Origin of the sequence: Frigoribacterium sp. CFBP 8766 (assembly GCF_014841435.1) — a bacterium.
Taxonomy (GTDB): Bacteria; Actinomycetota; Actinomycetes; order Actinomycetales; family Microbacteriaceae; genus Frigoribacterium.
This window is the reverse complement of record NZ_JACYTX010000002.1, coordinates 430,079-451,512: the sequence shown is the minus strand read 5'-3', so window position 1 is coordinate 451,512 and position 21,434 is coordinate 430,079. Positions and strand designations below refer to the sequence as shown.

Sequence of the window (21,434 nt, the reverse complement as noted above, 5' to 3'; positions counted from 1 at the left end):
CGCGAGCTGATCCCCAGAACGCGACCGGCGGCCGAGCACCAGGAGGACCCACCCGTGATCGACAAGCGACACCTCGCCGCCGCCGCCGCCCTCGGCGCCCTCGCCCTCGGCCTGACCGGCTGCTCGGCCTCCGCCGACGCGTCCGACGCGGCAGGCGCCTCCGACACCGACGCCGCCACCGCGACCAGCGCCGCCGACCTGGGCGGGATGGACGCCCTCGTCGCCGCCGCCGAGGCGGAGGGCGAGCTCAACGTCATCGCCCTGCCCGACACCTGGGCCAACTACGGGAAGATCATCGACGCCTTCGAGGCCGAGTACGACATCACCGTCAACTCGGACAGCCCCGACGTGTCGAGCGCCGAGGAGATCACCGCGGCTCAGAACCTGGCGGGGCAGGACGGCGCCCCCGACGTCTTCGACCTCGGCTCGGCCGTCGCGCTGGCGAACACCGACCAGTTCGCGCCCTACAAGGTCACCACGTGGGACGACATCGCCGACGACCACAAGGACGTCGACGGCACCTGGGTCTACGACTACACGGGCCTGATGTCGGTCGGCTACGACGCGGACGCCGTCCCCGAGCCCACCAGCCTCGACGACCTGCTCGGCGACGACTACAAGGGCAAGATCGCGATCAACGGCGACCCGACCCAGGCGGGCGCGGCCGCGGCCGCCGTCCAGTGGGCCGCCCTGCAGGACGGCGGCAGCGCGGACGACGTGCAGCCGGGCGTCGACTTCTTCGGCCAGCTGGCCGACGCCGGCAACTTCCTGCCGACCGACCCGACCCCGGCGACGATCGCCTCGGGGGAGACGCCCGTCGTCTTCGACTGGAGCTACAACAACCTCGCCGCCGCGGCCGACGCGGGCGGCCGCGACTGGAAGACTGCCGTCCTGCCCGGCACGGCCCTCGCCAGCTACTACAACCAGGCGATCAACGTGGACGCGCCGCACCCGGCCGCCGCGCGCCTGTGGCAGGAGTTCATCATGGGCGACACGGCGCAGAACCTGTACCTCGCTGCCGGCGCCTACCCCGTCCGCCTGGCCGCGATGGTCGAGGCCGGCACCGTCGACCAGGACGCCCTGGACGCCGTCGGCGAGCAGCCCGAGGACACCGTGCAGCTGACGAGCGAGCAGACCGAGGCCGCCTCGGCCCTGCTCGCGCAGTCGTGGGCCGCGGCGATCGGCTGATCGTGACCACCCTGGCGGAGACCGTCCCCCAGGCCTCCGTCACCCCGGACGGCGTCGCGCCCACGAGGGTCCGGCGCCGTCCGGCGGCGTGGTGGGGGCTCACGCCGTTCGTGCTGTACGTGCTGGCGTTCCTCGTGCTGCCGTGCCTGCTCGCGCTCGGCACCGGCCTCGTCGACGGTGACGGCCGGCCCACGCTGTCGACCCTGACGGCGCTCGGCGACCCCGTCGTGCTGCGCACCTTCGCCAGCTCGTTCCTCGTCTCGGGCATCACCGCCGTCGGGGGAGCGGTCGTCGGCGCCGTCGTCTGCTGGGGCCTCACCGCCCTCCGCCCCGACGGGCTCGTCCGCAGCCTCGTCGACGGCGCCGCCAGCGTGCTCGCCCAGTTCGGCGGCGTGATGCTCGCCTTCGCCTTCACCGCCACGATCGGCATCCAGGGCGTCGTGACGCAGCTGCTGCTGACCCGGGCGGGCGTCGACATCTTCGCCGGCGGGGCGTGGATCTACGAGGTCCCCGGTCTCCTCCTGCCCTACCTGTACTTCCAGGTGCCGCTGATGGTCATCACCTTCATGCCCGCGGTGACCGGCCTCAAGCCCCAGTGGCAGGAGGCGGTCGCCACCCTGGGCGGGACGCCCCGCCAGCACCTGGTGCGCGTCGTCGTCCCGGTGCTGGCGCCCGCCTTCACCGGCAGCCTGCTCCTCCTCTTCGCCAACGCGTTCTCGTCCTACGCGACCGCGGCGGCCCTGATCAGCCAGGGCTCGCAGATCGTGCCGCTCCAGATCCGCGCCGCCCTCGTCAGCGAGACGGTGCTCGGCCGGGAGAACGTCGCGGGCGTGCTCGCCCTCGGGATGGTGCTCGTGATGGTCGTGCTCATGGTCGGCTACTCCCTGCTGCAGCGCCGCACCGACCGGTGGACGCGATGAGCGCGGCCGGCCGCGGCACGACCCGCGGCAGCGGCCCCGGCGCCGCGTCGCCCGCCGCCCGCCGCGCCGCCCTCGTCGTCATCGGCCTCGTCTTCGCCGTGCCGATCGCCGCCATGATCGCCTTCTCGCTGCGGAGCGCCGACGGCACCGGCCACGACCTCGGCCACTGGCTCGCCCTGGCCGACCCGGAGAACGGCCGTGCCTACCGCAACCTCGTCGAGGGCGTCACGAACAGCCTCGTGCTCGCGGTCGTCACCGCGGTGCTCGTCCTCGTGATGCTGGTGCCCGCGATGGTGCTCGTCCACCTGCGGTACCCGCGCCTGTCGCGCGTGCTCGAGTTCGTCTGCCTCGTGCCGATCACGGTGCCGGCGATCGTGCTCGTCGTCGGGCTCGCGCCCGTCTACTCGGTCGTGGCGCGCCTCCTCGGCTCGGGGGCCTGGACGCTCGCCCTCGCCTACGGGGTCACCGTGCTGCCTTACGCCTACCGGGCCGTGCAGTCAGACCTCGCGGCGACCGACCTGCGGACCCTGACCGAGGCGTCGCGGACCCTCGGCTCGAGCTGGCTCTCGACCCTGGTGCTGGTCGTCGTGCCGAGCCTCCGTCGCGGGCTGCTCGCCGCCGCCTTCATCACCGTCGCCGTCGTGCTCGGCGAGTACACGATCTCGTCGCTGCTGAACCGCGTCACCCTGCAGACCTCGCTCGTCCAGATCAGCCGCAGCGACCCGTTCGCCGCCGTGATCGTCGCCCTGCTCGCACTCGCCTTCGCGTTCGTGCTGCTCGTCGTGATGGGCCGGGTCGGCTCCGTCGGCACGGCGCGTCCCGCCGCCCCCTCCTCCACCTCCCGGAAGGCCCTCTCGTGACCGCCACCCTGCCCGACCGGCCCGCCGCCGCCTCCTCGACGACCGGTGCCGCCGGCGCGACCGTCGCCTTCCGGTCCGTGGTCAAGGAGTACGCCGGCCACCGCGCCCTGACGGGCCTCGACCTCGACCTGGGTGCCGGCGAGCTGGTCGCCCTGCTCGGGCCGTCGGGCTGCGGCAAGACCACCGCCCTCCGCAGCCTCGCCGGGCTGGAGGCCGTGACGAGCGGGACCGTCTCGATCGACGGCTGTGACGTCGTCGGCGTCCCGACGCACCGGCGCGACGTCGGGATGGTGTTCCAGGCGTACTCGCTGTTCCCGCACCTCACGGTCCAGCAGAACGTCGAGTTCGGCCTGCGGATGCGACGCGTGGCCCGGGCCGAGCGGGCACGGCGCGCTGTCGAGATGCTCGACCTGGTCGGGCTCGGCGACCTCGGCTCCCGGTACGCGCACCAGCTGTCGGGCGGCCAGCAGCAGCGTGTCGCCCTCGCCCGCGCCCTCGTCACCCGGCCGCGCGTCCTGCTGCTCGACGAGCCGCTCAGCGCCCTCGACGCGAAGGTGCGCGTCCAGCTCCGCGACGAGATCCGACGCATCCAGCGCGAGCTGTCGATCACGACGCTGTTCGTCACCCACGACCAGGAGGAGGCGCTGGCGGTCGCCGACCGCGTGGCGGTCATGCACGCCGGCGGCATCGAGCAGATCGGTGCCCCCGAGGAGCTCTACGCGACGCCGGCGACGCAGTTCGTCGCGGAGTTCGTCGGGACGAGCAACCGGCTGCGCTCCGAGGTCGTCTCGGGTCGGGTCCGCCTGCCCGGGGGAGAGGTGCCGGCCGTGGGGGTCTGCGCCGACGGCCCGGTCTGGGCCTACGTGCGGCCGGAGGACGTGGTGTTCGCCGACCGGGGCCTCGCCGGCACGGTCGAGCAGGTGTCGTTCCGCGGGGCCACCGTGCGGACCATCGTGCGGACGGCGGGCGACGTGCTGATCACCCTCGACCACCGGGCCGACCGGCGGCGCGCCGTCGGGGACACCGTCTGCCTGGCCATCACGGCGCGGGCCGTCGCGGTCGCCGCGATCGACTGACGCTGCGGCCGGTGCTGCGGCTGCGGCGGGCACGTCCGAGGGCAGGGCCACGGCGGCCGGGCCGCCGCGGCGTGCCCGCTAGTCGTCGTGCTTCTTCGTCTTCTTCGTGGCGATGGCGTCCCGCTCGCCGCGCAGCGACTGCACGGTCTCGGGGTCGAGGAAGTCGACGAAGGGGTTCGGCTGACCGGTCTTGTCGGCGACGACCTGGGTGTAGGCGGAGGCGGCCTGACGCACCTTCTCGGTGGCCCGGCCCGCGCGCTTGGCGCTCACGGGACGGTCGCTCATCACCTCGCCGTGGTGCTCGAGGGCCTTGACGAGGGACTTGAGGGCTGCGTCGATCTTCTTGCTCACGAGGGCATTGTGTCGCACCGAGGTTAACGCGCAAGTCGGCGTCCCCCGGTCGGCGGTCGACGTCCCCCGCCGACGACACGTGTCGATCTCCTCACCACGGACGAGCCAGATGCTCCCCGAGGACGACGCGCCGTCGGGCCCTCTGCTCGTAGCGTCGACCCGACGTCGACCACCGGCGTCGGGGGGAGGACGTCGTGACCGGTGCACGATCCGTCGCGGGCAGCCGCGCAGGAGGCGCCGACCGCCTCCTCGAGGCCGGTCGCGACCTCGTCGCGTTCGGCGTGCAGCAGGCGCTGTCGTGCGCGTTCGCCGTGGCCGTGCTCGCGGGCCTCGCCCTGACGAGCGTCGTCGACCTCGGGCTGCCGCGCTACGACGCGATGCTGGTCTGGTGCGTGCTCGTGCAGGTCGTCTTCGTCGCGACCCGGCTCGAGACCCGTGACGAGCTCGTCGTGATCTGCCTGTTCCACCTGCTCGGCCTCGGTCTCGAGGTGTTCAAGGTGGCGGTCGGGTCGTGGTCGTACCCCGAGCCGGGCGTGCTGCGGATCGGCGACGTCCCGCTCTACAGCGGCTTCATGTACGCGGCGGTGGGCAGCTACGTCTGCCAGGCCTGGCGGCGTCTCGACCTGCGGGTCGACCGGCTGCGGATGCTGCCGACCCTCGCCCTCGCGCTCGCCTTCTACGTCAACTTCTTCACGAACCACTGGGTCGTCGACCTGCGCTGGGCGCTGCTCGGCGTGGCCGCCGTGCTGCTGGGACGCAAGGGGGTGACGTTCCGGGTGCGGGGCCGCGACCGGAGGATGCCCCTGCTCGTCGCCTTCGCCCTGATCGGCTTCTTCATCTGGGTCGCCGAGAACGCGGCGACCTTGATGGGCGCGTGGACCTACGCCTCCCAGGTCGACGGCTGGTCGATCGTGCACCCCAGCAAGATCGGGTCGTGGATGGTGCTCGTCGTCTTCAGCTTCACGCTCGTGCTGTGGCTGAAGCAGCGCCGAGCAGGCTGACCACGGCGTCGAGCAGGGCGCGCGCCGTGTCCGCCTTGGTGCCGCTCGACTCCCCGACGACGGCGCCCTCCCGACCGAGCAGGACCGCGACGGACTCGTCCCGGCCGAAGCCCTCGGCCCAGCCGACCTGGTTGAGCACGAGCAGGTCGGCGGGCTTCCGCGCGAGCTTGCGGCGGCCCAGGGCGATCAGGTCGTCCCGCCCGGTCGAGGTCTCGGCGGCGAAGCCCACGACGACCTGGCCCGTCCGGCGCCGTGCCACGAGGCCGGCCAGCACGTCGACGGTGCGCATCAGGTCGAGGGTGAGTCGGTCGCCCGCGTCGTCCTTCTTCAGCTTGGCGTCGGCGACGGAGGCGGGCGTCCAGTCCGCGACCGCGGCCGCCATCACGACGACGTCGGCCTCCTCGGCCGCCGTCGTGGTGGCGACGTCCAGCTCGGCCGCGGTGCCGGCGGTCCGCACCTCGACGCCCGCCAGCTGCGCGACCGCAGCCGCGACCTCGTCGTCGACGTGGGCCGCGACGAAGACCACGCGGGCGCCACGGGCCGTGGCCTCGCGGGCGACGGCGAGGCCCTGCTTGCCGCTCGAGCGGTTGCCGAGCCAGCGCACGGGGTCGAGGGGCTCGCGCGTCCCGCCGGCCGTGACGACGACGACGCGGCGGACGAGGTCGCGACCGGCTCTGTCACGCCGCCGCGCCTCCTCGGCCCGGCCCGCGACGACCGCGAGCGCCGCGTCGACGATCACGTCGGGCTCGCTCAGCCGGCCGGGGCCGCTGTCGCCGCCGGTCAGCGGGCCTTCGTCGGGACCGACCACGACGACGCCCCGCGCACGGAGCAGCGCCACGTTGTCGGTGGTCGAGGCCGCCTGCCACATCTGCGTGTGCATCGCGGGCGCGACGACGAGCGGCGCCGTGCTCGCGAGGACGGTCGTGCCTAGCAGGTCGTCGCTCAGCCCGTGGGCGAGCTTCGCGAGGGTGTGCGCGGTCGCCGGCGCGACGAGGATCAGGTCGGCCTGCTGGCCGAGGGCGACGTGGCGCACCTGGGCGACGTCGTCGAAGACGGAGGTGTGCACCGGGTTGCGGCTGATCGCCTCGAGGGTGGGGGCGCCGACGAACCGGAGGGCCGCCTCCGTGGGGACGACGTGCACGTCGTGGCCCCGCAGCACGAGCTCGCGCACCACGGACACGGCCTTGTAGGCGGCGATGCCGCCGCAGATGCCCACGACGACGGTCAGCCGGCGGGCGTCGGGGCCGACCGCGTCGCGGGCTGCGGCTGCGGCTGCTGCGATGTGGGCTTCTCCTGCGGCGTCGGCGGCGGCGGCGGTGCTGTCGGTCACGGTGGTGCCCCTGTCGGTCGGCCGCCGAGCTGGTGCCCGTCGGCGGGTAGCGTTGCAGCCACCACGATGCCGCATCCCGACGGATCGTGCCGGAGGAGGCCGCACCGTGTGCACCGTCGTCGTGTCCGTCGCTCCCGGCGCCGAGTGGCCGGTGGTGTTCCTCGGGCTCCGCGACGAGTCGGCCGACCGCCCTTGGGACGCGCCCGCCGCCTGGTGGCCCGAGCTCGGCGACCGCGTCGAGGGCCTGCACGACCGCGAGGCCGGGGGAGCCTGGCTGGCCACGGCGACCGGGCCGGCCCGCGCCTCCGTCGTCCTCAACCGGCGGGAGCAGCCGCCGGTCCCCGAGGGGGGCTGGCGCACCCGCGGTGCGCTGCCGCTCGAGGCGGCCGCCGCCGGAGAGCTGCCCACCGGACGTCCCGCGACCCGCACCTTCAACCTCCTCTCGGCCGATGCCTCCGGAGCCGTCCACACGAGCTGGGACGGCGACCGACTCGCGAGCGTGCCGCTCTCGCCGGGCGTGCACGTCCTCACGCACGGTGCGCCCGACGACGACCAGGTGGCCCGAGTGGCGCGCTGGCTGCCCCGGTTCCGGGGCGTCGCCGCACCGGTGGGCCCGCTGCCCGAGCAGGACGAGGGCAGCTGGCGGCCGTGGCTCGACCTGCTGCGCGAGAGCAGTGGGCTGCCGCTGTCCGACGACGAGGCGCTGGTCCGGGCCGACCTGCTGCAGGGCACCTGGTTCGGCTCGCTCTCGCTCAGCCTCGTGGCGCTGTCCGCCGACCGCGTCGCCCACGAGCATCTCCGGCTCGACGCCGGCTCGGGCGTCGACCTGCCGGGCGCCCTCGCCGCCCGCCGACGCTGACCCGAGCGCCCTCGCCGACGTCACGAGACGACACGGGGAATCACCGCCGCGCCTGCGCGGTTAGGGTCGGAGGCCCGGCAGACCCGGGCAGCTCATCGACCAGGAAGATCACCCGTGACGTTCTCGACTCCCCGCCTCTCCCGCACGACCCGGATCCTCGCCGTCGGCGTCGCCTCCGCCGCAGCCCTGCTGCTGACGGCGTGCGCGCCCGCCTCGACCGACGACGTCGTCTCGCAGACCGGGAGCGCCACGGCGGACACCAGCGCGGCGAAGAGCCTCTCCGACATCCAGGACGCCGGCGTGCTCGTCATCGGCACCGAGGGCACCTACCAGCCCTTCACGTACCACGAGGGCGGTTCGGGAGCCCTGACCGGCTACGACGTCGACGTGGCCACCGCCGTCGCCGAGAAGCTCGGCGTCGAGCCCCGCTTCCAGGAGACCCAGTTCGACGCGCTGCTCGCGGGCCTCGACGCCGGTCGCTTCGACGTCGTCGCGAACCAGATCTCGATCACCGACGAGCGCGAGGCGACCTTCGACTTCTCGACGCCGTACACGGTCAGCCGCGGCGTCGTCGTGACCGCCGCCGACGACACCTCGATCACGTCGCTCGCCGACCTCGCCGGCAAGACGACCGCGCAGTCGCAGTCGAGCAACTTCTACGACACGGCGAAGGACGCCGGCGCCGACGTCCAGGTCGTCGAGGGCTGGGCCCAGTCGGTCGCCCTCGTCGAGCAGGGGCGCATCGACGCCACCGTCAACGACGAGCTCACCTTCCTCGACTACGTGAAGACCAACCCCGAGCAGGCGGCGGCGATCAAGATCGCGGCGACGACCGACGACGTGTCGCGCTCGGCGCTCGTGACGACCAAGGGCAGCGACGACCTCGTGCAGGCGATGGACGACGCGCTGGCGGAGCTGAAGGCCGACGGCACGCTGGCTCAGATCTCCTCCACGTACTTCGGCCAGGACGTCAGCGAGTAACGTGCAGTCCTCACTCGACCTCTTCGGCCGGGCGTTCTGGCCGATCGCGTCGGGTGCCCTGGTCGCCTCGATCCCGCTGGCCCTCGCCTCCATGGCGATCGGCCTGGTCATCGCCCTCGTCGTCGCGATGATGCGGTTGTCGGGGCGCGCCTGGCTGTCCGGGCTGGCGCGGTTCTACACGTCAGTGATCCGGGGCACGCCGTTGCTCGTGCAGCTGTTCGTCGTCTTCTACGGGCTGCCGTCCATCGGCGTGCGGCTCGACCCGTGGCCGAGCGCGATCATCGCGTTCTCGCTCAACGTCGGCGGCTACGCGGCCGAGGTGATCCGGGCGGCCATCCTCTCGGTGCCCAAGGGCCAGTGGGAGGCGGCGCACACCATCGGCATGTCGCGCGGCCTGGCGCTGCGGCGGATCATCCTGCCGCAGGCGGCGCGCGTCTCGGTGCCCCCGCTGTCGAACACGTTCATCAGCCTCGTCAAGGACACCTCGCTCGCCAGCGTCATCCTCGTCGTCGAGCTGTTCCGCCAGGCGCAGCAGATCGCGACCGTGTCGAACCAGTTCCTGCTGATCTACCTCGAGGCGGCCCTGATCTACTGGGTGATCTGCCTCGTGCTGTCGTTCGGGCAGGACGCCCTCGAGAAGAGACTGGACCGACATGTCGCCCGCTGACCCGCCCCTGTCCGGCGCCTCCGCCCGGCCGGGTCGCCCCGGCCAGGCGGCCGCGCTCGTCCTCCGCGTCGAGGGCCTCCGCAAGTCGTTCGGCGCCACGGAGGTGCTCAAGGGCATCGACCTCGAGGTGCGGCGCGGCCGGGTCGTGGCGATCATCGGGCCGTCCGGCTCGGGCAAGACGACCGTGCTGCGGTCCCTGAACAGCCTCGAGGTCCCCGACGCCGGGCGGGCGACCCTGTCCGACGGCCGGGTCGTGGACTTCGGCGGCAAGGTCGCGAAGCGCGACCTGCTCGCCCTCCGTGACCGGTCGTCCATGGTGTTCCAGCACTTCAACCTGTTCCCGCACCTCACCGTGCTGCAGAACGTGGTCGAGGGGCCGATCCGCGTCCAGGGCCGTGACCCCGAGGAGGCGCGGGCCGAGGCCCGTGAGCTCCTCGCGCGGGTGGGCCTCGCCTCCCGCGTCGACGCCTGGCCGGTCGAGCTCTCGGGCGGCCAGCAGCAGCGGGTCGGCATCGTCCGCGCCCTGGCCCTCCGGCCGGAGCTGCTGCTCTTCGACGAGCCCACCAGCGCTCTCGACCCCGAGCTCGTCGGCGACGTCCTGTCCGTCGTCAAGGAGCTCGCCGACGAGGGCTGGACGATGGTCGTCGTCACGCACGAGCTCGAGTTCGCCCGCCGGGTCGCCGACGAGGTCGTCTTCATGGACGACGGCGTCGTGGTCGAGCGCGGCGCCCCCGCCGAGGTGCTGAACCGCCCCCGCGAGCCGCGCACGCAGCAGTTCCTCCGCCGCGTGCTCAAGCCCCTCGACGACTGACCTCGCGCCGCTAGAAGTCGAAGAGGTTGGCCCGCAGGCCGCCGTCGCCGAGCTCCTGCCGCAGCACTCCACGCCGCCGCAGCACCGGCACGAGCTCGTCGAGCATCCGGTGCACGGTGACGGGGTGCAGGTCGCCCGAGAAGATCATCCCGTCGCTGCCGCCGTCGTCGCCGAGCTCCTCGACGAAGTCCGCGAACTCGTCCGCCGTCCCGACGAACCCGGCCCGCTCGCTGACGAGCCCCTTGCGCGCCTTGACCGTGAGCAGCTCGCGCAGGGTGGCGTCCGCGAACGACCCGGCACCGCCGAGCAGGCCCTTGACCGAGCCGTGCGAGACGTGCTCGCCGAAGATCGCCGGGTCGACCGGCCGGTCGAGGTCCAGCGCTGTCAGGTCGGTCTCGAGGTCGCTCGACTGGCCGAGCGCGATCGCCTCCAGCGCGTCGTCGGACGGGTGCCGGGACGCCTCGACGACCCGCTGCGCCTCCTCGCGGCTCGGCACGATCTCGGGCTTGACGACGAAGAGCACGCGGATGTCCGACGGCGTCCGCCCTCGCTCGGCCGCCGCCGTCAGGATGCGCGCGCGGTAGTCGCGCACGCTCCCCGCGTCGAGCGGCGCGAGGGCCAGCTGCACGTCCGACTGCGTGCCCGCGAACGCGAGGCCGCGAGCCGATCCGCCGGGGGAGACCACGACCGGGTCGCCGCGCTCGAACGGCACCGCGTTGAGCGGGCCAGCGACGTCGAAGTGCTCGCCCACGTGCCGGAACGCGTCGAGCGCCGCCCCGTCGGCGAAGCGACCGGTGCCCGGGTCGGCGACCAGCGCCTCCTCGCCCCAGCTGTGCCACAGGCGTCGGACGACCGCCATCCACTCGTCGGCACGGTCGTAGGCGGCGTCGTGCCCGAGCGCGGGCAGGCCGAAGTGCCGGGCGCTGCCGGTGTCGGTGACGAGGTTGAGGCCGAAGCGGTCGTCGCTGAGGTGGGCCAGGGTCGCGAACTGACGCGCGGCGAGGTACGGCGGGTACGCGCCGGCGTTGATCGTCGGAGCGATGCCGATGCGCGACGTCGCGGCGAACAGGTAGGGCGCCAGCATGAGCGGGTCGTGCTTCGGACCGCCGTAGGCGCCCCGGACGCGCAGGTCGAGGGTCTCGGGCGAGCCGAGCGACAGCGCGTCCTCCATGATCACCAGGTCGAGGCCGGCCTGCTCGAGCTCGCGCACCGACTGCTGGTAGAGCGCGGGCTTCGTCCAGTCGTGGTTCCACTCCCGGTACGGGTGGCCCCAGCCCTGCGGGCCGAAGCCGCGGGAGAAGAACCAGCCGAAGTGCTGCAGCCGGGTCACGCCGCGTCCTCCTCTGCGGCGGCCGGGTGCAGCCGAGGAGGCGCGGTGCCGGCCGGCCGCTCGGCTCCCTGCCCCGAGACGGTCGGCCCCCGGCGCACCGCCTCCAGGCCGCGCTCGAGGTCGCGGAGCAGGTCGTCGACGTCCTCGATGCCGACGGACAGCCGCAGCAGCCCGGGCCAGATGCCGGCGGCCCGCTGCTCGTCCGGCGTGCGGAGCGCGTGCGTCGTCGTGCCCGGGTGCAGGATCAGCGACCGGACGTCGCCGAGGTGGGTCATGCGGCTGACCAGCTCGACGGCGTCGACGAACAGCTCGGCCGCCGCGATCCCGCCGCGCAGCGTGAACGAGAAGACGCTGCCCGCGCCCCGGGGCAGGTACCGCTCGGCCAGGGCGTGGTGCGGGCTCGACGGGAGGCCCGCGTAGTCGACGGACTCGACCTCGTGCTGCTGCTCGAGCCACGTGGCGACGGCGAGGGCGTTGGCCGAGTGCCGCTCGACGCGGAGCGAGAGGGTCTCGACGCCCTGCTGGATGAGGAACGCGTTGAACGGCGAGGGCGCCGGCCCGATCCGGGCGGCCACGACCTCGCGGGCGTAGGCGAGCGCCGCCCGCGCCCCGAACCGCTCCGTGTAGCTCACGCCGGCCAGCGCACGACGCGGTTCGACCAGGTGCGGGAACCGCGGCGCGCCGCCCGCGTCGACCCCGGTCCAGTCGAACGCGTCGCCCGAGACGACCACGCCGCCGAGGGCGGTGCCGTGCCCCGCGAGGAACTTGCTCGCCGAGTGCACCACGAGGTCGGCCCCGTCGTCGAGGGGACGCCAGAGGTACGGCGACGCGAGCGTGTTGTCGACGACGAGCGGCAGACCCGCCTCGTGGGCCACCCCGGCGATCGCGGCCACGTCGAGCAGGTCGTTCTTCGGGTTCGGGATCGGCTCGCCGTAGAGCAGCTTCGTCTCGGGACGGATCAGCCGTCGCCACGCCTCGGGGTCGCCCGCGTCGTCGACGAACGAGACGTCGATGCCGAGCCGGGCGAAGTTGTCGACGAAGATGCCGCGCGTGCCCTCGTAGATGCTGCTCGCGCTGACCAGGTGGTCGCCCGCCTCGAGCAGGGCGAGCAGGGCGACCGTGATCGCCGCCTGCCCGGTGCCGACGAGCAGCGCGTCCGTGCCGTGCTCGAGCAGCGCGAGGCGGCGCTCGACCGCGGCCGTGGTTGGGTTGCCGCTCCGGGTGTAGACGTAGCCGGGGTCGTCGCCGGCGAAGCGGTCCCTGGCCTGGGCGAAGTCGTCGAAGACGAAGCCCGCGCTGAGGTGGATCGGCGAGACGCGGGCGCCGAAGTCGCCGTCGGTCGCCGCGCCTCCGTGCACCTGCTCGGTGGTGAACCCGTGCCGGTCGTGGTCTGCTCGCGGGTGTGCCTGGCTCACCGTGCGCCTCCTCTGGTCCGTGTGGTCAGCCGAACAGCCGCGAGCTCGCGATGCGCGCGCCCTCGCCGAGCGCGGCGAGCTTCGCCACGGCGATCTGCGGGTGGATGCGTCCGCCGAGCCCGCAGTCGGTCGAGGCGACGACCCGTTCGGGCCCCACCACCGACGCGAACGCCTCGATGCGGTCCGCGACGAGCTCGGGGTGCTCGACGACGTTCGTCGCGTGGCTCACGATGCCGGGGATGATCTTCTTGTGCGCCGGCAGGTCGAGGTCGCGCCAGACCTTCCACTCGTGCTCGTGCCGCACGTTGGCCGCCTCGAACGAGTACGCGCCGGCGGTGATCTCGAGCATGAGGTCGGCGATGTGCCGGAACTCGATGTCGGTGGTGTGCGGTCCGTGCCAGCTGCCCCAACAGAGGTGGAACCGGATCTGGTCCTCGGGCAGGCCGCGCAGGGCGTGGTTCAGCGCCTCGACCCGGATGCGCGTGAAGGCGCGGTAGTCCTCGACGCGCGGCTCGGGGACGATCTGGTCCCAGTTCTCGGCGATCGACGGGTCGTCGATCTGCACCGTGAGGCCGGCCTCGACGATCGCCGTGTACTCCTCGCGCAGCACCTCGGCCCAGGCCCAGATGTGCTCCTCCTCGGTCGCGTAGAAGTCGTTCGCGATGCGCGCGCCGCTGCCGGGCGACAGCGACGTGATGAAGCCGGACGACGGGTCGGCGCCGGTCGCCGCGAGCCCCGCCTTGAGGTTGGCGATGTCGGAGGCGATGGCCGACTGCCCGACGTACACGAGCGGCCCCGTCGTGCTGGGGAACGCGGTCGCGGTCTTGCCGGTGCTGATGCCCGAGGTCGGGTCCTGGTAGGCGTCGGCGAAGATCGTCCAGTCGCGCCGGTCGGGGAACGACGTCAGCCGCACGTCCCCCGGCGACGAGCGCACCGGCTCCTGAGAGAAGATGTCCGCGCCCGTGACGGTCAGGCCCGAGACCCGCTGGAACGAGTACGACCACCAGGCGCCGTAGTCGACCGCGCTCGTCATGGCCTTGCCGTACTCGCCGTCGCCGACGACGGTGATGCCGAGGTCCTGCTGGCGGCGAACGAGGTCGACCACCGCGGCGGTCAGCAGCTCGTCGAACTCGGGCGTGCGCTCGAGCGTGAGGCCGTCGTCGGCCAGGCGGCGGGCGTCGTTGGCCGCGATGAGCTCGGGCGTGCGGGGCAGGCTTCCCGCGTGGCTGGTCTCGATCCTCTGGTTCGTCATGTCCCGATGGTGGACCTCGGTCCCACCGGTGTCACGTGGCTGCGTCACGCGCCGTCACGAAGGCGCAGGAGGCGGCGGTGCGGGAACAGGACGGGCACGCAGGTCGTTGCCCCCGTCGACCGCCGACCGGCCCTGGCTACGATCGTCGGGAAGGGACACCGTGACTCAGACACCGCAGCAAGCTCAGACACCCCAGCAAGCTCAGACACCGCAACAGACCACCGCCGCCCCCGCCCGCCCCCTCGACGACGTCGAGGTCGAGCGGCTCCGCGCCGACTTCCCGATCCTCGGGCAGCAGGTCTCGGGCGAGCCCCTGGCCTACCTCGACTCCGGCGCGACGGCACAGCGCCCGCGCTCAGTGCTCGACGCCGAGCGCCGGTTCCTCGAGACCGACAACTCGGCCGTGCACCGCGGTGCACACACCCTCGCCGCGCTGGCGACGGAGGCGTTCGAGGAGGCGCGCGAGACCGTCGCGCGCTTCGTGGGCGCCGCCTCCCACGAGGTCGTCTGGACGGCGAACGCGACCGACGCGATCAACCTGGTCGCGCACGGCTTCACGGCCGCGACCCTCGGCCGCGGCGGCGAGGCCGCCCGCCGTTTCGCGCTCCGCCCGGGCGACGAGATCGTCGTGACGGAGGCCGAGCACCACGCGAACCTCGTTCCCTGGCAAGAGGTGGCGGCCACCACCGGGGCCGTCCTGCGCGTCGTGCCGGTCGACGACGACGGCGTCTGGACGCTCGACGACGCCCGTGCCGTCGTCACCGAGCGCACGCGGGTGCTCGCCTTCGCCCACGTGTCGAACGTGACCGGGCTGGTGGCGCCCGTCGAGCAGCTGGTCGAGCTCGCCCACGGGGTCGGCGCGCTGGTCGTGCTCGACGCGTGCCAGTCGGTGCCCCACCGCCCCGTCGACGTCCGCGCCCTCGGCGTCGACTTCGCCGCGTTCTCCGGCCACAAGATGCTCGGGCCCACCGGCATCGGCGTGCTCGTCGGCCGTGGCGAGCTGCTCGACGCCCTGCCCCCGTTCCGCACGGGAGGCTCGATGATCACCACCGTGACGCTCGAGTCCGCCGAGTACCTGCCCGCGCCCCAGCGCTTCGAGGCCGGCACGCAGCCGGTCTCGCAGGCCGTCGCCCTCGCCGAGGCCGTGCGATACCTCGAGGCCGTCGGCCTCGAGCGCGTCCGCGACCACGAGGAGGCGCTGGCCGAGCAGCTGGTGGTCGGCCTGTCCGCGCTCCCGGGGGTCCGCGTCGTCGGCCCGCCCGCCGGCGTGCCGCGGTCGGGCCTCGCCAGCTTCGTCGTCGACGGCGTGCACGCGCACGACGTCGGCCAGTACCTCGACGCCCAGGGGATCGCCGTGCGCGTCGGCCACCACTGCGCGCAGCCGCTGCACCGTCGGCTCGGCGTGACGGCGACCACGCGGGCGAGCACCTACCTGTACACGACCGCCGCCGAGGTCGACCGTCTGGTCGCCGGCGTCGCCGAGGTCCGCGGCTACTTCGGGGCGGGGGACGCCCGATGAGCGCCTCCCTCGACTCGCTCTACCAGCAGGTGATCCTCGACCACGCGAAGGCGCGGCACGGCGACGGCGAGCTCCCCGACGCCGACGCCGAGCACTTCGAGCGGAACCCGACCTGCGGCGACGAGATCACGGTGCGGGTCCGGCTCGAGCCGGGCACCGACCGCGTGGCCGACCTGCGCTGGCAGGGCGCGGGCTGCAGCATCTCGATGGCGTCGGCGTCGGTCCTCTCCGGCCTCGCACCGGGCCGGTCGCTGTCCGAGCTGGCGGCGCTCGTCGGCGAGTTCCGCACGATGATGCGGTCGCGGGGCGCGGGGGAGCCCGACGACGAGGTGCTCGGCGACGCCGTCGCGCTGCACGGCGTCTCGAAGTTCGTCATGCGGGTGAAGTGCGGCATGCTCGCCTGGGTCGCCGCCGAGGCCTGCGGCGCGGAGCTGGCGGCCCGCTGACACCAGCGCACCAGCTCGTGCGCCACCCCTGGTTCATCCCTGAGGTGCAAGTGCGCGGGCGGCCGCCCGCACTAGTGTCGGCCCATGGAACCTCGGGGGAGCGACCGGCCGACGACGCCCTGGCCGGCACTGATCGACCAGGCGCGGCACTACCCGTCGCCGCACAACTCGCAGCCGATCGTCGTGCAGCCGACGTCGCCGACGACCGCGACCGTCTGGTACGACCTCGACCGGGGCCTCCCCGCCGAGTCGTTCGGCATCCCGTTCGCCCACGTCTGCGGCGGGGTGTTCCTCGCCGGCCTCGCGATCGTCGCCCGCGCCCAGGGCTTCGTCGTCCGCGAGGCGCTCGACCTCGCGCCGATGGACTTCGGCGGGGACGCCCGGCTGCACCGCCTGGCCGAGGTCGTGCTCGAGCCTTACGAGGCGACCGACGCCGACCGCGCCGCCCGTGACGCCTTCCTCGCCCGGCAGACGTCGCGCCGCCCCTACGACGCGACGACCGTGGACGAGGAGGTGCTGGCCGGCGCCCGCGCGATCGCCGCCTCCCACGGGCACCTCCTCCGCAGCACGACCGACGCCGCGACGGTCGACGACGTCGTCCGCATCAACCAGGAGACGCTCTTCGACGACCTGCAGGATGATGACGTGCACGCCGAGATCATGACCTGGCTGCGCTTCTCGGCGAAGCACGCGGCAGAGACCGGCGACGGCCTGAGCGCCGAGACCATGTTGATGCCGGGGCCGGTGCTCCGGTTCGCCATGGGCCACCGCGGCCTCTGGACGGCGCCGGTCGTCGGCGACGCCGTCAGGCGGGTCTACCTCGGCACCATGAAGGGCGTCCGCCAGCTCGCCTGGCTGGAGGGCCCGTTCGCGGGCCCCGCCGACCACGTCGAGGCGGGCCGGGCGTTCCTCGAGGTGTGGCTCGAGCTGTCGCGGCACGGCGTCGCCCTGCACCCGTTCGGCACCGTCATCACCAACCCGCGGTCGCACGCCGCGTTCGTCCGCGCCGTCGACGTCGACGAGCAGGACGGGCGCATGGCCTGGATGCTGTTCCGGCTGGGGCGGAGCGCTCCGCCGCCCGTGGCCCACCGACGCCCGGCCGCCGCGATGACGATCGGGGCGGGGGAGGGACGATGAAGCGGCTCGTGGTCTTCACGCTCCTCCGGGTCGTCGACGGCCTCGTCAAGCTCGCGATGCCCCGGGTCGAGACGCACCGCCTCCTGCTCGTCCCCGGCATCGAGCCGCTGCGCTGGCGGCTCGGGCGCTGGCGCGCCTGGCGCACCATGGAGCGAGCGGCGCGGTCGGTGCCCGCCTACCGGGCGTTCCTCCGGGAGCACGGGCAGGGCCGTCGCCTCGACACCCGTGACGGCGTCGAGGCGGCGTTCGCCCGACTGCCCGAGATGGACAAGGAGTCGTACGTCAAGCGCTGGAGCATCGCCGAGCGCTGCCTCGGCGGCCGCCTCCCGCGCCGAGGGGTGGTCGTCGACGAGTCGTCGGGCAGCTCGGGCGTGCCGACGAGCTGGGTGCGCGGCCCCGACGAGCGCCAGGCCACGAGACAGCTGCTGCAGCTCGGGTTCGCCCGCACGTCGGCCGAGCTGCCGCACCCGCCGTTCGTGCTCAACGCGTTCTCGCTCGGCGCCTGGGCCACCGGCATGAACGTCACCGCGTCGCTCACCGAGTCGACGATGATCAAGTCGATCGGACCTGACCCGGACAAGATCATCCAGACGATGCGCGAGTTCGGCACCGGCTTCACCTACGTCATCCTCAGCTACCCGCCGTTCCTCAAGGGCCTCTTCGAGGACGATCGGCTCGACTGGTCGCAGTACACCATCGTCGCCGCGTTCGGGGGCGAGGGCATCAGCGAGAACATGCGCGGACACATCCTCAAGTACGCCCGCGCGGTCCTCGGCTCGTACGGCGCGAGCGACCTCGAGATCAACCTCGGCATCGAGACCGAGTTCACCGTGGCCCTCCGCCGTGCGATCGCCGACGACCCCGACCTCGCGGCCCGGCTCACCCGGCAGCAGGAGTACGGCGTGCTGCCGATGATCTTCCAGTTCAACCCCTTCGGGTACCTGATCGAGACGAACGAGGCCGGCGAGCTCGTCGTCACGATCGCCCGCGCCGAGAACATCAGCCCCCGCATCCGCTACAACATCCACGACCGGGGGCACGTCACCCGGATGCGCGACGTCCTGCCGGTGCTGCGCGAGAAGGGGCTGTCGGCGGTCGTCGCCGAGAAGTTCCTCGACCTGCCGCTGCTGTTCCACTACGGCCGGAGCGACCTCTCGGTCGACTACAACGGCGCCGTCGTCGCGCCCGACGCCCTCCGCGACGTGCTCCAGGGCGACCCTGCCCTGCTGCAGGCCGTCGAGAACCACCGGCTCATCGCCTTCGAGGACGCGGCGGGCGACCGTCAGCTGCACATCGCGCTGCAGCTCTCGGCCCACGCCGGCGACGTCGACACCGGCCCGTGGCGCGACGTCGTCGTGAGCGGCCTGCGGCGCCTGAACCTCGACTTCTCGAACGCGATCCGCACCGCGGCGCCCGCGACCCTCCCCACCGTCGCCTTCTACGCGCACCGGACGGGCCCCTTCGCCCGCGACGGCGCGAAGCTGAAGAACGAGTACGTCTGGCAGCTCGGCCCCGGCGAGGTCGACCAGCACGACCTCGACCTGGGCTGGACGGCGCCGAGGGAGGCCTGACCGGCGGCGTCCGCCGCTGCCGGCGGCACTAAACTGGCGCGCGTCCCCTCGATCGTCAGGAGCCCTCCACCGTGTCAGACCAGCCTGCCCCCGCCGCCCTCGCCGCCGCACCTGAGACCGTCGAGGCGACCGAGACCACGACGGGGCTCGAGCTGTTCACGGACAAGGGCGTCGTCGCGATGCGCGTCGCCGGCGAGCTGCGCGACCTCGCGTCCGAGCTGCACCCGGGCGACGTCGCCGAGGCCGTCACCGTCGGCTCGCCCGACGGCCTGGCCGTGTTGCGGCACTCGGCCGCGCACGTCATGGCGCAGGCCGTGCAGGGCATCAACCCGGAGGCGAAGCTCGGCATCGGCCCGCCCGTCACCGACGGCTTCTACTACGACTTCGACGTCGCCGAGCCCTTCACCCCCGACGACCTCAAGGCGATCGAGAAGGGCATGGAGCGGATCATCCGCCAGGGCCAGCGCTTCCGCCGCCGCGTCGTCACCGAGGCCGAGGCCCGCGCCGAGCTCGCCGGCGAGCCCTACAAGCTCGAGCTGATCGGCCTCAAGGGCGGCTCGGCCGACGAGATCGGCGACGACGGCGAGTCCGTCGAGGTGGGCGGTGCCGAGCTGACCATCTACGACAACGTCGACCCGAAGTCCGGCGACGTGCTCTGGTCCGACCTCTGCCGCGGCCCGCACGTGCCGAGCACCCGCGTCCTCGGCAACGCCACGAAGCTGATGCGCGTCGCCGCCGCCTACTGGCGCGGCTCGGAGAAGAACCCGCAGCTGCAGCGCATCTACGGCACCGCCTGGCCCACGAAGGACGAACTGCGCGAGTACCAGGCTCGCCTCGAGGAGGCGGCGAAGCGCGACCACCGCAAGCTCGGCGTCGAGCTCGACCTCTTCTCGTTCCCGGACGAGATCGGCTCGGGCCTCGCGATCTTCCACCCGAGGGGCGGCATCATCCGTCGCGAGATGGAGGACTACTCCCGCCGTCGCCACGAGGCCGCCGGCTACGACTTCGTGTACACGCCGCACATCACCAAGGCGAGCCTGTTCGAGACCTCGGGCCACCTCGGCTGGTACAAGGACGGCATGTTCCCGGCCATGAAGCTCGACGAGGCCCGGAACGACGAGGGCGAGGTCACCCGCCAGGGCGCCGACTACTACCTCAAGCCGATGAACTGCCCGATGCACATCCTCGCGTACCGCTCGCAGCCGCGGTCGTACCGCGACCTGCCGATGCGCCTCTTCGAGTTCGGGACCGTCTACCGCAACGAGAAGTCGGGCGTCATCCACGGCCTCACCCGCGTGCGGGGCATGACCCAGGACGACGCGCACATCTTCACCACGCGCGAGAAGATGAAGGAGGAGCTGACCGGCACCCTGAACTTCGTCCTGTCCCTGCTCCGTGACTACGGCCTGACCGACTTCTACCTCGAGCTCTCGACGAAGGACCCGGTCAAGTACGTCGGCGACGACGACATCTGGGACACCGCGACGCAGACCCTCCGCGAGGTCGCGGAGGAGTCCGGCCTCGAGCTCGTCCCCGACCCGGGCGGAGCCGCGTTCTACGGCCCCAAGATCTCGGTGCAGGCCCGCGACGCCATCGGCCGCACCTGGCAGATGTCGACCGTCCAGCTCGACTTCAACCTGCCCGAGCGCTTCGAGCTCGAGTACGCGGCCGCGGACGGCACCCGGCAGCGTCCCGTCATGATCCACCGTGCGCTGTTCGGCACCATCGAGCGCTTCTTCGGCGTCCTCACCGAGCACTACGCCGGGGCGTTCCCCGTGTGGCTGTCCCCGGTCCAGGTCGTGGCGATCCCCGTGGCCGACGAGTACGGCGACTACCTCGACGACGTGGTGCGCCAGCTGCGCGAGAAGGGCGTCCGCGCCCAGGTCGACCACGGCGACGACCGGTTCCCCAAGAAGATCCGCACGCACACGAAGTCCAAGGTGCCCTTCCAGCTCATCGCGGGCGAAGAAGACCGCGCCGCCGGTGCAGTGAGCTTCCGCTACCGCGACGGCTCCCAGGAGAACGGCGTGCCCGTCGCCGACGCCGTGGCGAAGATCCTCGAGGCGATCGAGACGAAGGCCCAGGTCTGACCGTGGGGGCGGGCGCCGACGAGCTGCCGGCCGACGTCGACCCGGTCGGCGACGAGTCGGCGCGCGTCGAGTCGGCGGACGACTTCGCGTCGGCGCCCGACGCGTTCCAGCGCCTCTGGACGCCGCACCGTGCCGTGTACGTCAGCCGCGGCCAGGGCGCCCACGACGACGCGTGCCCGTTCTGCGCCGCGCCCTCGCGCAGCGACGAGGAGGCGCTGATCGTCGCCCGGGGGCAGCACGCGTTCGTCCTGCTGAACCTGTACCCGTACAACCCCGGCCACCTGCTGGTCTGCCCCTACCGGCACATCTCGACCTACGACCTGGCCACGCCCGACGAGGTCGCCGAGATCGGCGCGCTGACCCAGGCCGCCATGCGCGTCGTCCGCGAGGTCTCGCACGCCCAGGGCTTCAACATGGGCATGAACCAGGGGTCGGTCGGCGGTGCCGGCATCGCCGAGCACCTGCACCAGCACGTGGTGCCGCGCTACGGCGGCGACTCGAACTTCTTCCCGATCATCGCCCAGACCAAGGCCGTCACCCAGCTGCTCGGAGACGTCCGCGAGGCGCTGGCGGCTGCCTGGCCCGCCGGGGGAGACCAGGCCACTCGGTGACGAGCGGCACATCGGCGAC

Annotated in this window: 20 protein-coding genes; 15 read left to right on the top strand and 5 right to left on the bottom strand. The window is 73.1% G+C overall.

Going from position 1 to position 21,434, the window contains the following annotated elements; translation table 11 throughout:
* Window positions 1–54 precede the first annotated feature (54 nt).
* From IFT90_RS07965 to IFT90_RS07950, 4 genes are read left to right on the top strand one after another with little or no spacing between them, the layout of a single operon-like run.
* A complete protein-coding gene (locus tag IFT90_RS07965) occupies window positions 55–1,188 on the top strand; it encodes an ABC transporter substrate-binding protein (protein ID WP_192041735.1) in 1,134 nt (377 codons plus the stop codon).
* A gap of 2 nt (window positions 1,189–1,190) precedes the next feature.
* Complete coding sequence (locus tag IFT90_RS07960; protein WP_371740882.1) at window positions 1,191–2,108, top strand: ABC transporter permease; 918 nt, start codon at window positions 1,191–1,193, stop codon at window positions 2,106–2,108.
* Window positions 2,105–2,968, top strand: coding sequence for an ABC transporter permease (locus IFT90_RS07955; protein ID WP_192041734.1), 864 nt, complete (start codon window positions 2,105–2,107; stop codon window positions 2,966–2,968). The genes IFT90_RS07960 and IFT90_RS07955 overlap by 4 nt, the downstream gene beginning before the upstream one ends.
* Entirely contained in the window at window positions 2,965–4,044 is a 1,080-nt protein-coding gene (locus IFT90_RS07950) for an ATP-binding cassette domain-containing protein (RefSeq protein ID WP_192041733.1), read from the top strand. The genes IFT90_RS07955 and IFT90_RS07950 overlap by 4 nt, the downstream gene beginning before the upstream one ends.
* 78 nt (window positions 4,045–4,122) lie before the next feature.
* On the opposite strand, the gene IFT90_RS07945 is transcribed toward IFT90_RS07950, so the two are convergent.
* Complete coding sequence (locus IFT90_RS07945; protein ID WP_123545960.1) at window positions 4,123–4,395, bottom strand: hypothetical protein; 273 nt, start codon at window positions 4,393–4,395, stop codon at window positions 4,123–4,125.
* 194 nt (window positions 4,396–4,589) lie between these two features.
* Between IFT90_RS07945 and IFT90_RS07940 the strand changes: the two genes are divergently transcribed.
* Window positions 4,590–5,396: a DUF817 domain-containing protein gene (locus IFT90_RS07940; RefSeq protein WP_192041732.1), complete on the top strand. Its 807-nt coding sequence runs from the start codon at window positions 4,590–4,592 to the stop codon at window positions 5,394–5,396.
* Here IFT90_RS07940 and coaBC read toward each other — a convergent pair.
* On the bottom strand, window positions 5,356–6,624 hold the full coding sequence (coaBC, locus tag IFT90_RS07935; protein ID WP_192042314.1) for a bifunctional phosphopantothenoylcysteine decarboxylase/phosphopantothenate--cysteine ligase CoaBC: 1,269 nt from the start codon (window positions 6,622–6,624) through the stop codon (window positions 5,356–5,358). The two genes, IFT90_RS07940 and coaBC, sit on opposite strands and share 41 nt — an antisense overlap.
* A gap of 208 nt (window positions 6,625–6,832) precedes the next feature.
* On the opposite strand from coaBC, the gene IFT90_RS07930 reads away from it, so the two are divergent.
* The 4 genes from IFT90_RS07930 (at window position 6,833) to IFT90_RS07915 (ending at window position 10,044) form a co-directional block, all read left to right on the top strand.
* The gene (locus IFT90_RS07930) at window positions 6,833–7,585 is read left to right on the top strand and encodes an NRDE family protein (RefSeq protein ID WP_192041731.1); all 753 of its coding nucleotides are present in this window, start codon (window positions 6,833–6,835) and stop codon (window positions 7,583–7,585) included.
* A gap of 114 nt (window positions 7,586–7,699) precedes the next feature.
* Window positions 7,700–8,566, top strand: coding sequence for a transporter substrate-binding domain-containing protein (locus IFT90_RS07925; protein ID WP_371812185.1), 867 nt, complete (start codon window positions 7,700–7,702; stop codon window positions 8,564–8,566).
* A gap of 1 nt (window position 8,567) precedes the next feature.
* Window positions 8,568–9,233, top strand: coding sequence for an amino acid ABC transporter permease (locus IFT90_RS07920; RefSeq protein WP_371740880.1), 666 nt, complete (start codon window positions 8,568–8,570; stop codon window positions 9,231–9,233).
* Complete coding sequence (locus IFT90_RS07915; RefSeq protein WP_192041730.1) at window positions 9,220–10,044, top strand: amino acid ABC transporter ATP-binding protein; 825 nt, start codon at window positions 9,220–9,222, stop codon at window positions 10,042–10,044. The genes IFT90_RS07920 and IFT90_RS07915 overlap by 14 nt, the downstream gene beginning before the upstream one ends.
* Window positions 10,045–10,054: 10 nt before the next feature.
* Here IFT90_RS07915 and IFT90_RS07910 read toward each other — a convergent pair whose 3' ends face one another.
* The 3 genes from IFT90_RS07910 to IFT90_RS07900 are packed head-to-tail and all read right to left on the bottom strand — an operon-like array spanning window position 10,055 to window position 14,041.
* Window positions 10,055–11,374, bottom strand: coding sequence for an LLM class flavin-dependent oxidoreductase (locus IFT90_RS07910; protein WP_192041729.1), 1,320 nt, complete (start codon window positions 11,372–11,374; stop codon window positions 10,055–10,057).
* Window positions 11,371–12,789, bottom strand: a complete 1,419-nt coding sequence (locus tag IFT90_RS07905; RefSeq protein WP_192041728.1) for a PLP-dependent transferase — start codon at window positions 12,787–12,789, stop codon at window positions 11,371–11,373. The genes IFT90_RS07910 and IFT90_RS07905 overlap by 4 nt, the downstream gene beginning before the upstream one ends.
* Before the next feature lie 25 nt (window positions 12,790–12,814).
* Window positions 12,815–14,041: a cobalamin-independent methionine synthase II family protein gene (locus tag IFT90_RS07900; protein WP_192041727.1), complete on the bottom strand. Its 1,227-nt coding sequence runs from the start codon at window positions 14,039–14,041 to the stop codon at window positions 12,815–12,817.
* 160 nt (window positions 14,042–14,201) lie between these two features.
* Between IFT90_RS07900 and IFT90_RS07895 the strand changes: the two genes are divergently transcribed.
* The 6 genes from IFT90_RS07895 (at window position 14,202) to IFT90_RS07870 (ending at window position 21,415) form a co-directional block, all read left to right on the top strand.
* Window positions 14,202–15,560 carry an aminotransferase class V-fold PLP-dependent enzyme gene (locus tag IFT90_RS07895; protein WP_371812184.1) on the top strand — a complete coding sequence of 453 codons (1,359 nt, stop codon included), beginning with the start codon at window positions 14,202–14,204 and terminating at the stop codon, window positions 15,558–15,560.
* Window positions 15,557–16,006, top strand: a complete 450-nt coding sequence (gene sufU / locus IFT90_RS07890; RefSeq protein ID WP_192041725.1) for a Fe-S cluster assembly sulfur transfer protein SufU — start codon at window positions 15,557–15,559, stop codon at window positions 16,004–16,006. The genes IFT90_RS07895 and sufU overlap by 4 nt, the downstream gene beginning before the upstream one ends.
* 84 nt (window positions 16,007–16,090) lie before the next feature.
* Entirely contained in the window at window positions 16,091–17,143 is a 1,053-nt protein-coding gene (locus tag IFT90_RS07885) for a hypothetical protein (protein ID WP_192041724.1), read from the top strand.
* Window positions 17,140–18,714 carry a phenylacetate--CoA ligase family protein gene (locus IFT90_RS07880; protein WP_192041723.1) on the top strand — a complete coding sequence of 525 codons (1,575 nt, stop codon included), beginning with the start codon at window positions 17,140–17,142 and terminating at the stop codon, window positions 18,712–18,714. Before IFT90_RS07885 ends, IFT90_RS07880 begins: the two co-directional genes overlap by 4 nt.
* Window positions 18,715–18,893: 179 nt before the next feature.
* On the top strand, window positions 18,894–20,804 hold the full coding sequence (thrS, locus tag IFT90_RS07875) for a threonine--tRNA ligase (RefSeq protein ID WP_244638438.1): 1,911 nt from the start codon (window positions 18,894–18,896) through the stop codon (window positions 20,802–20,804).
* Between the two features lie 2 nt (window positions 20,805–20,806).
* Window positions 20,807–21,415, top strand: a complete 609-nt coding sequence (locus tag IFT90_RS07870) for an HIT domain-containing protein (protein ID WP_213016643.1) — start codon at window positions 20,807–20,809, stop codon at window positions 21,413–21,415.
* The last annotated feature ends 19 nt before the right edge of the window (window positions 21,416–21,434 follow it).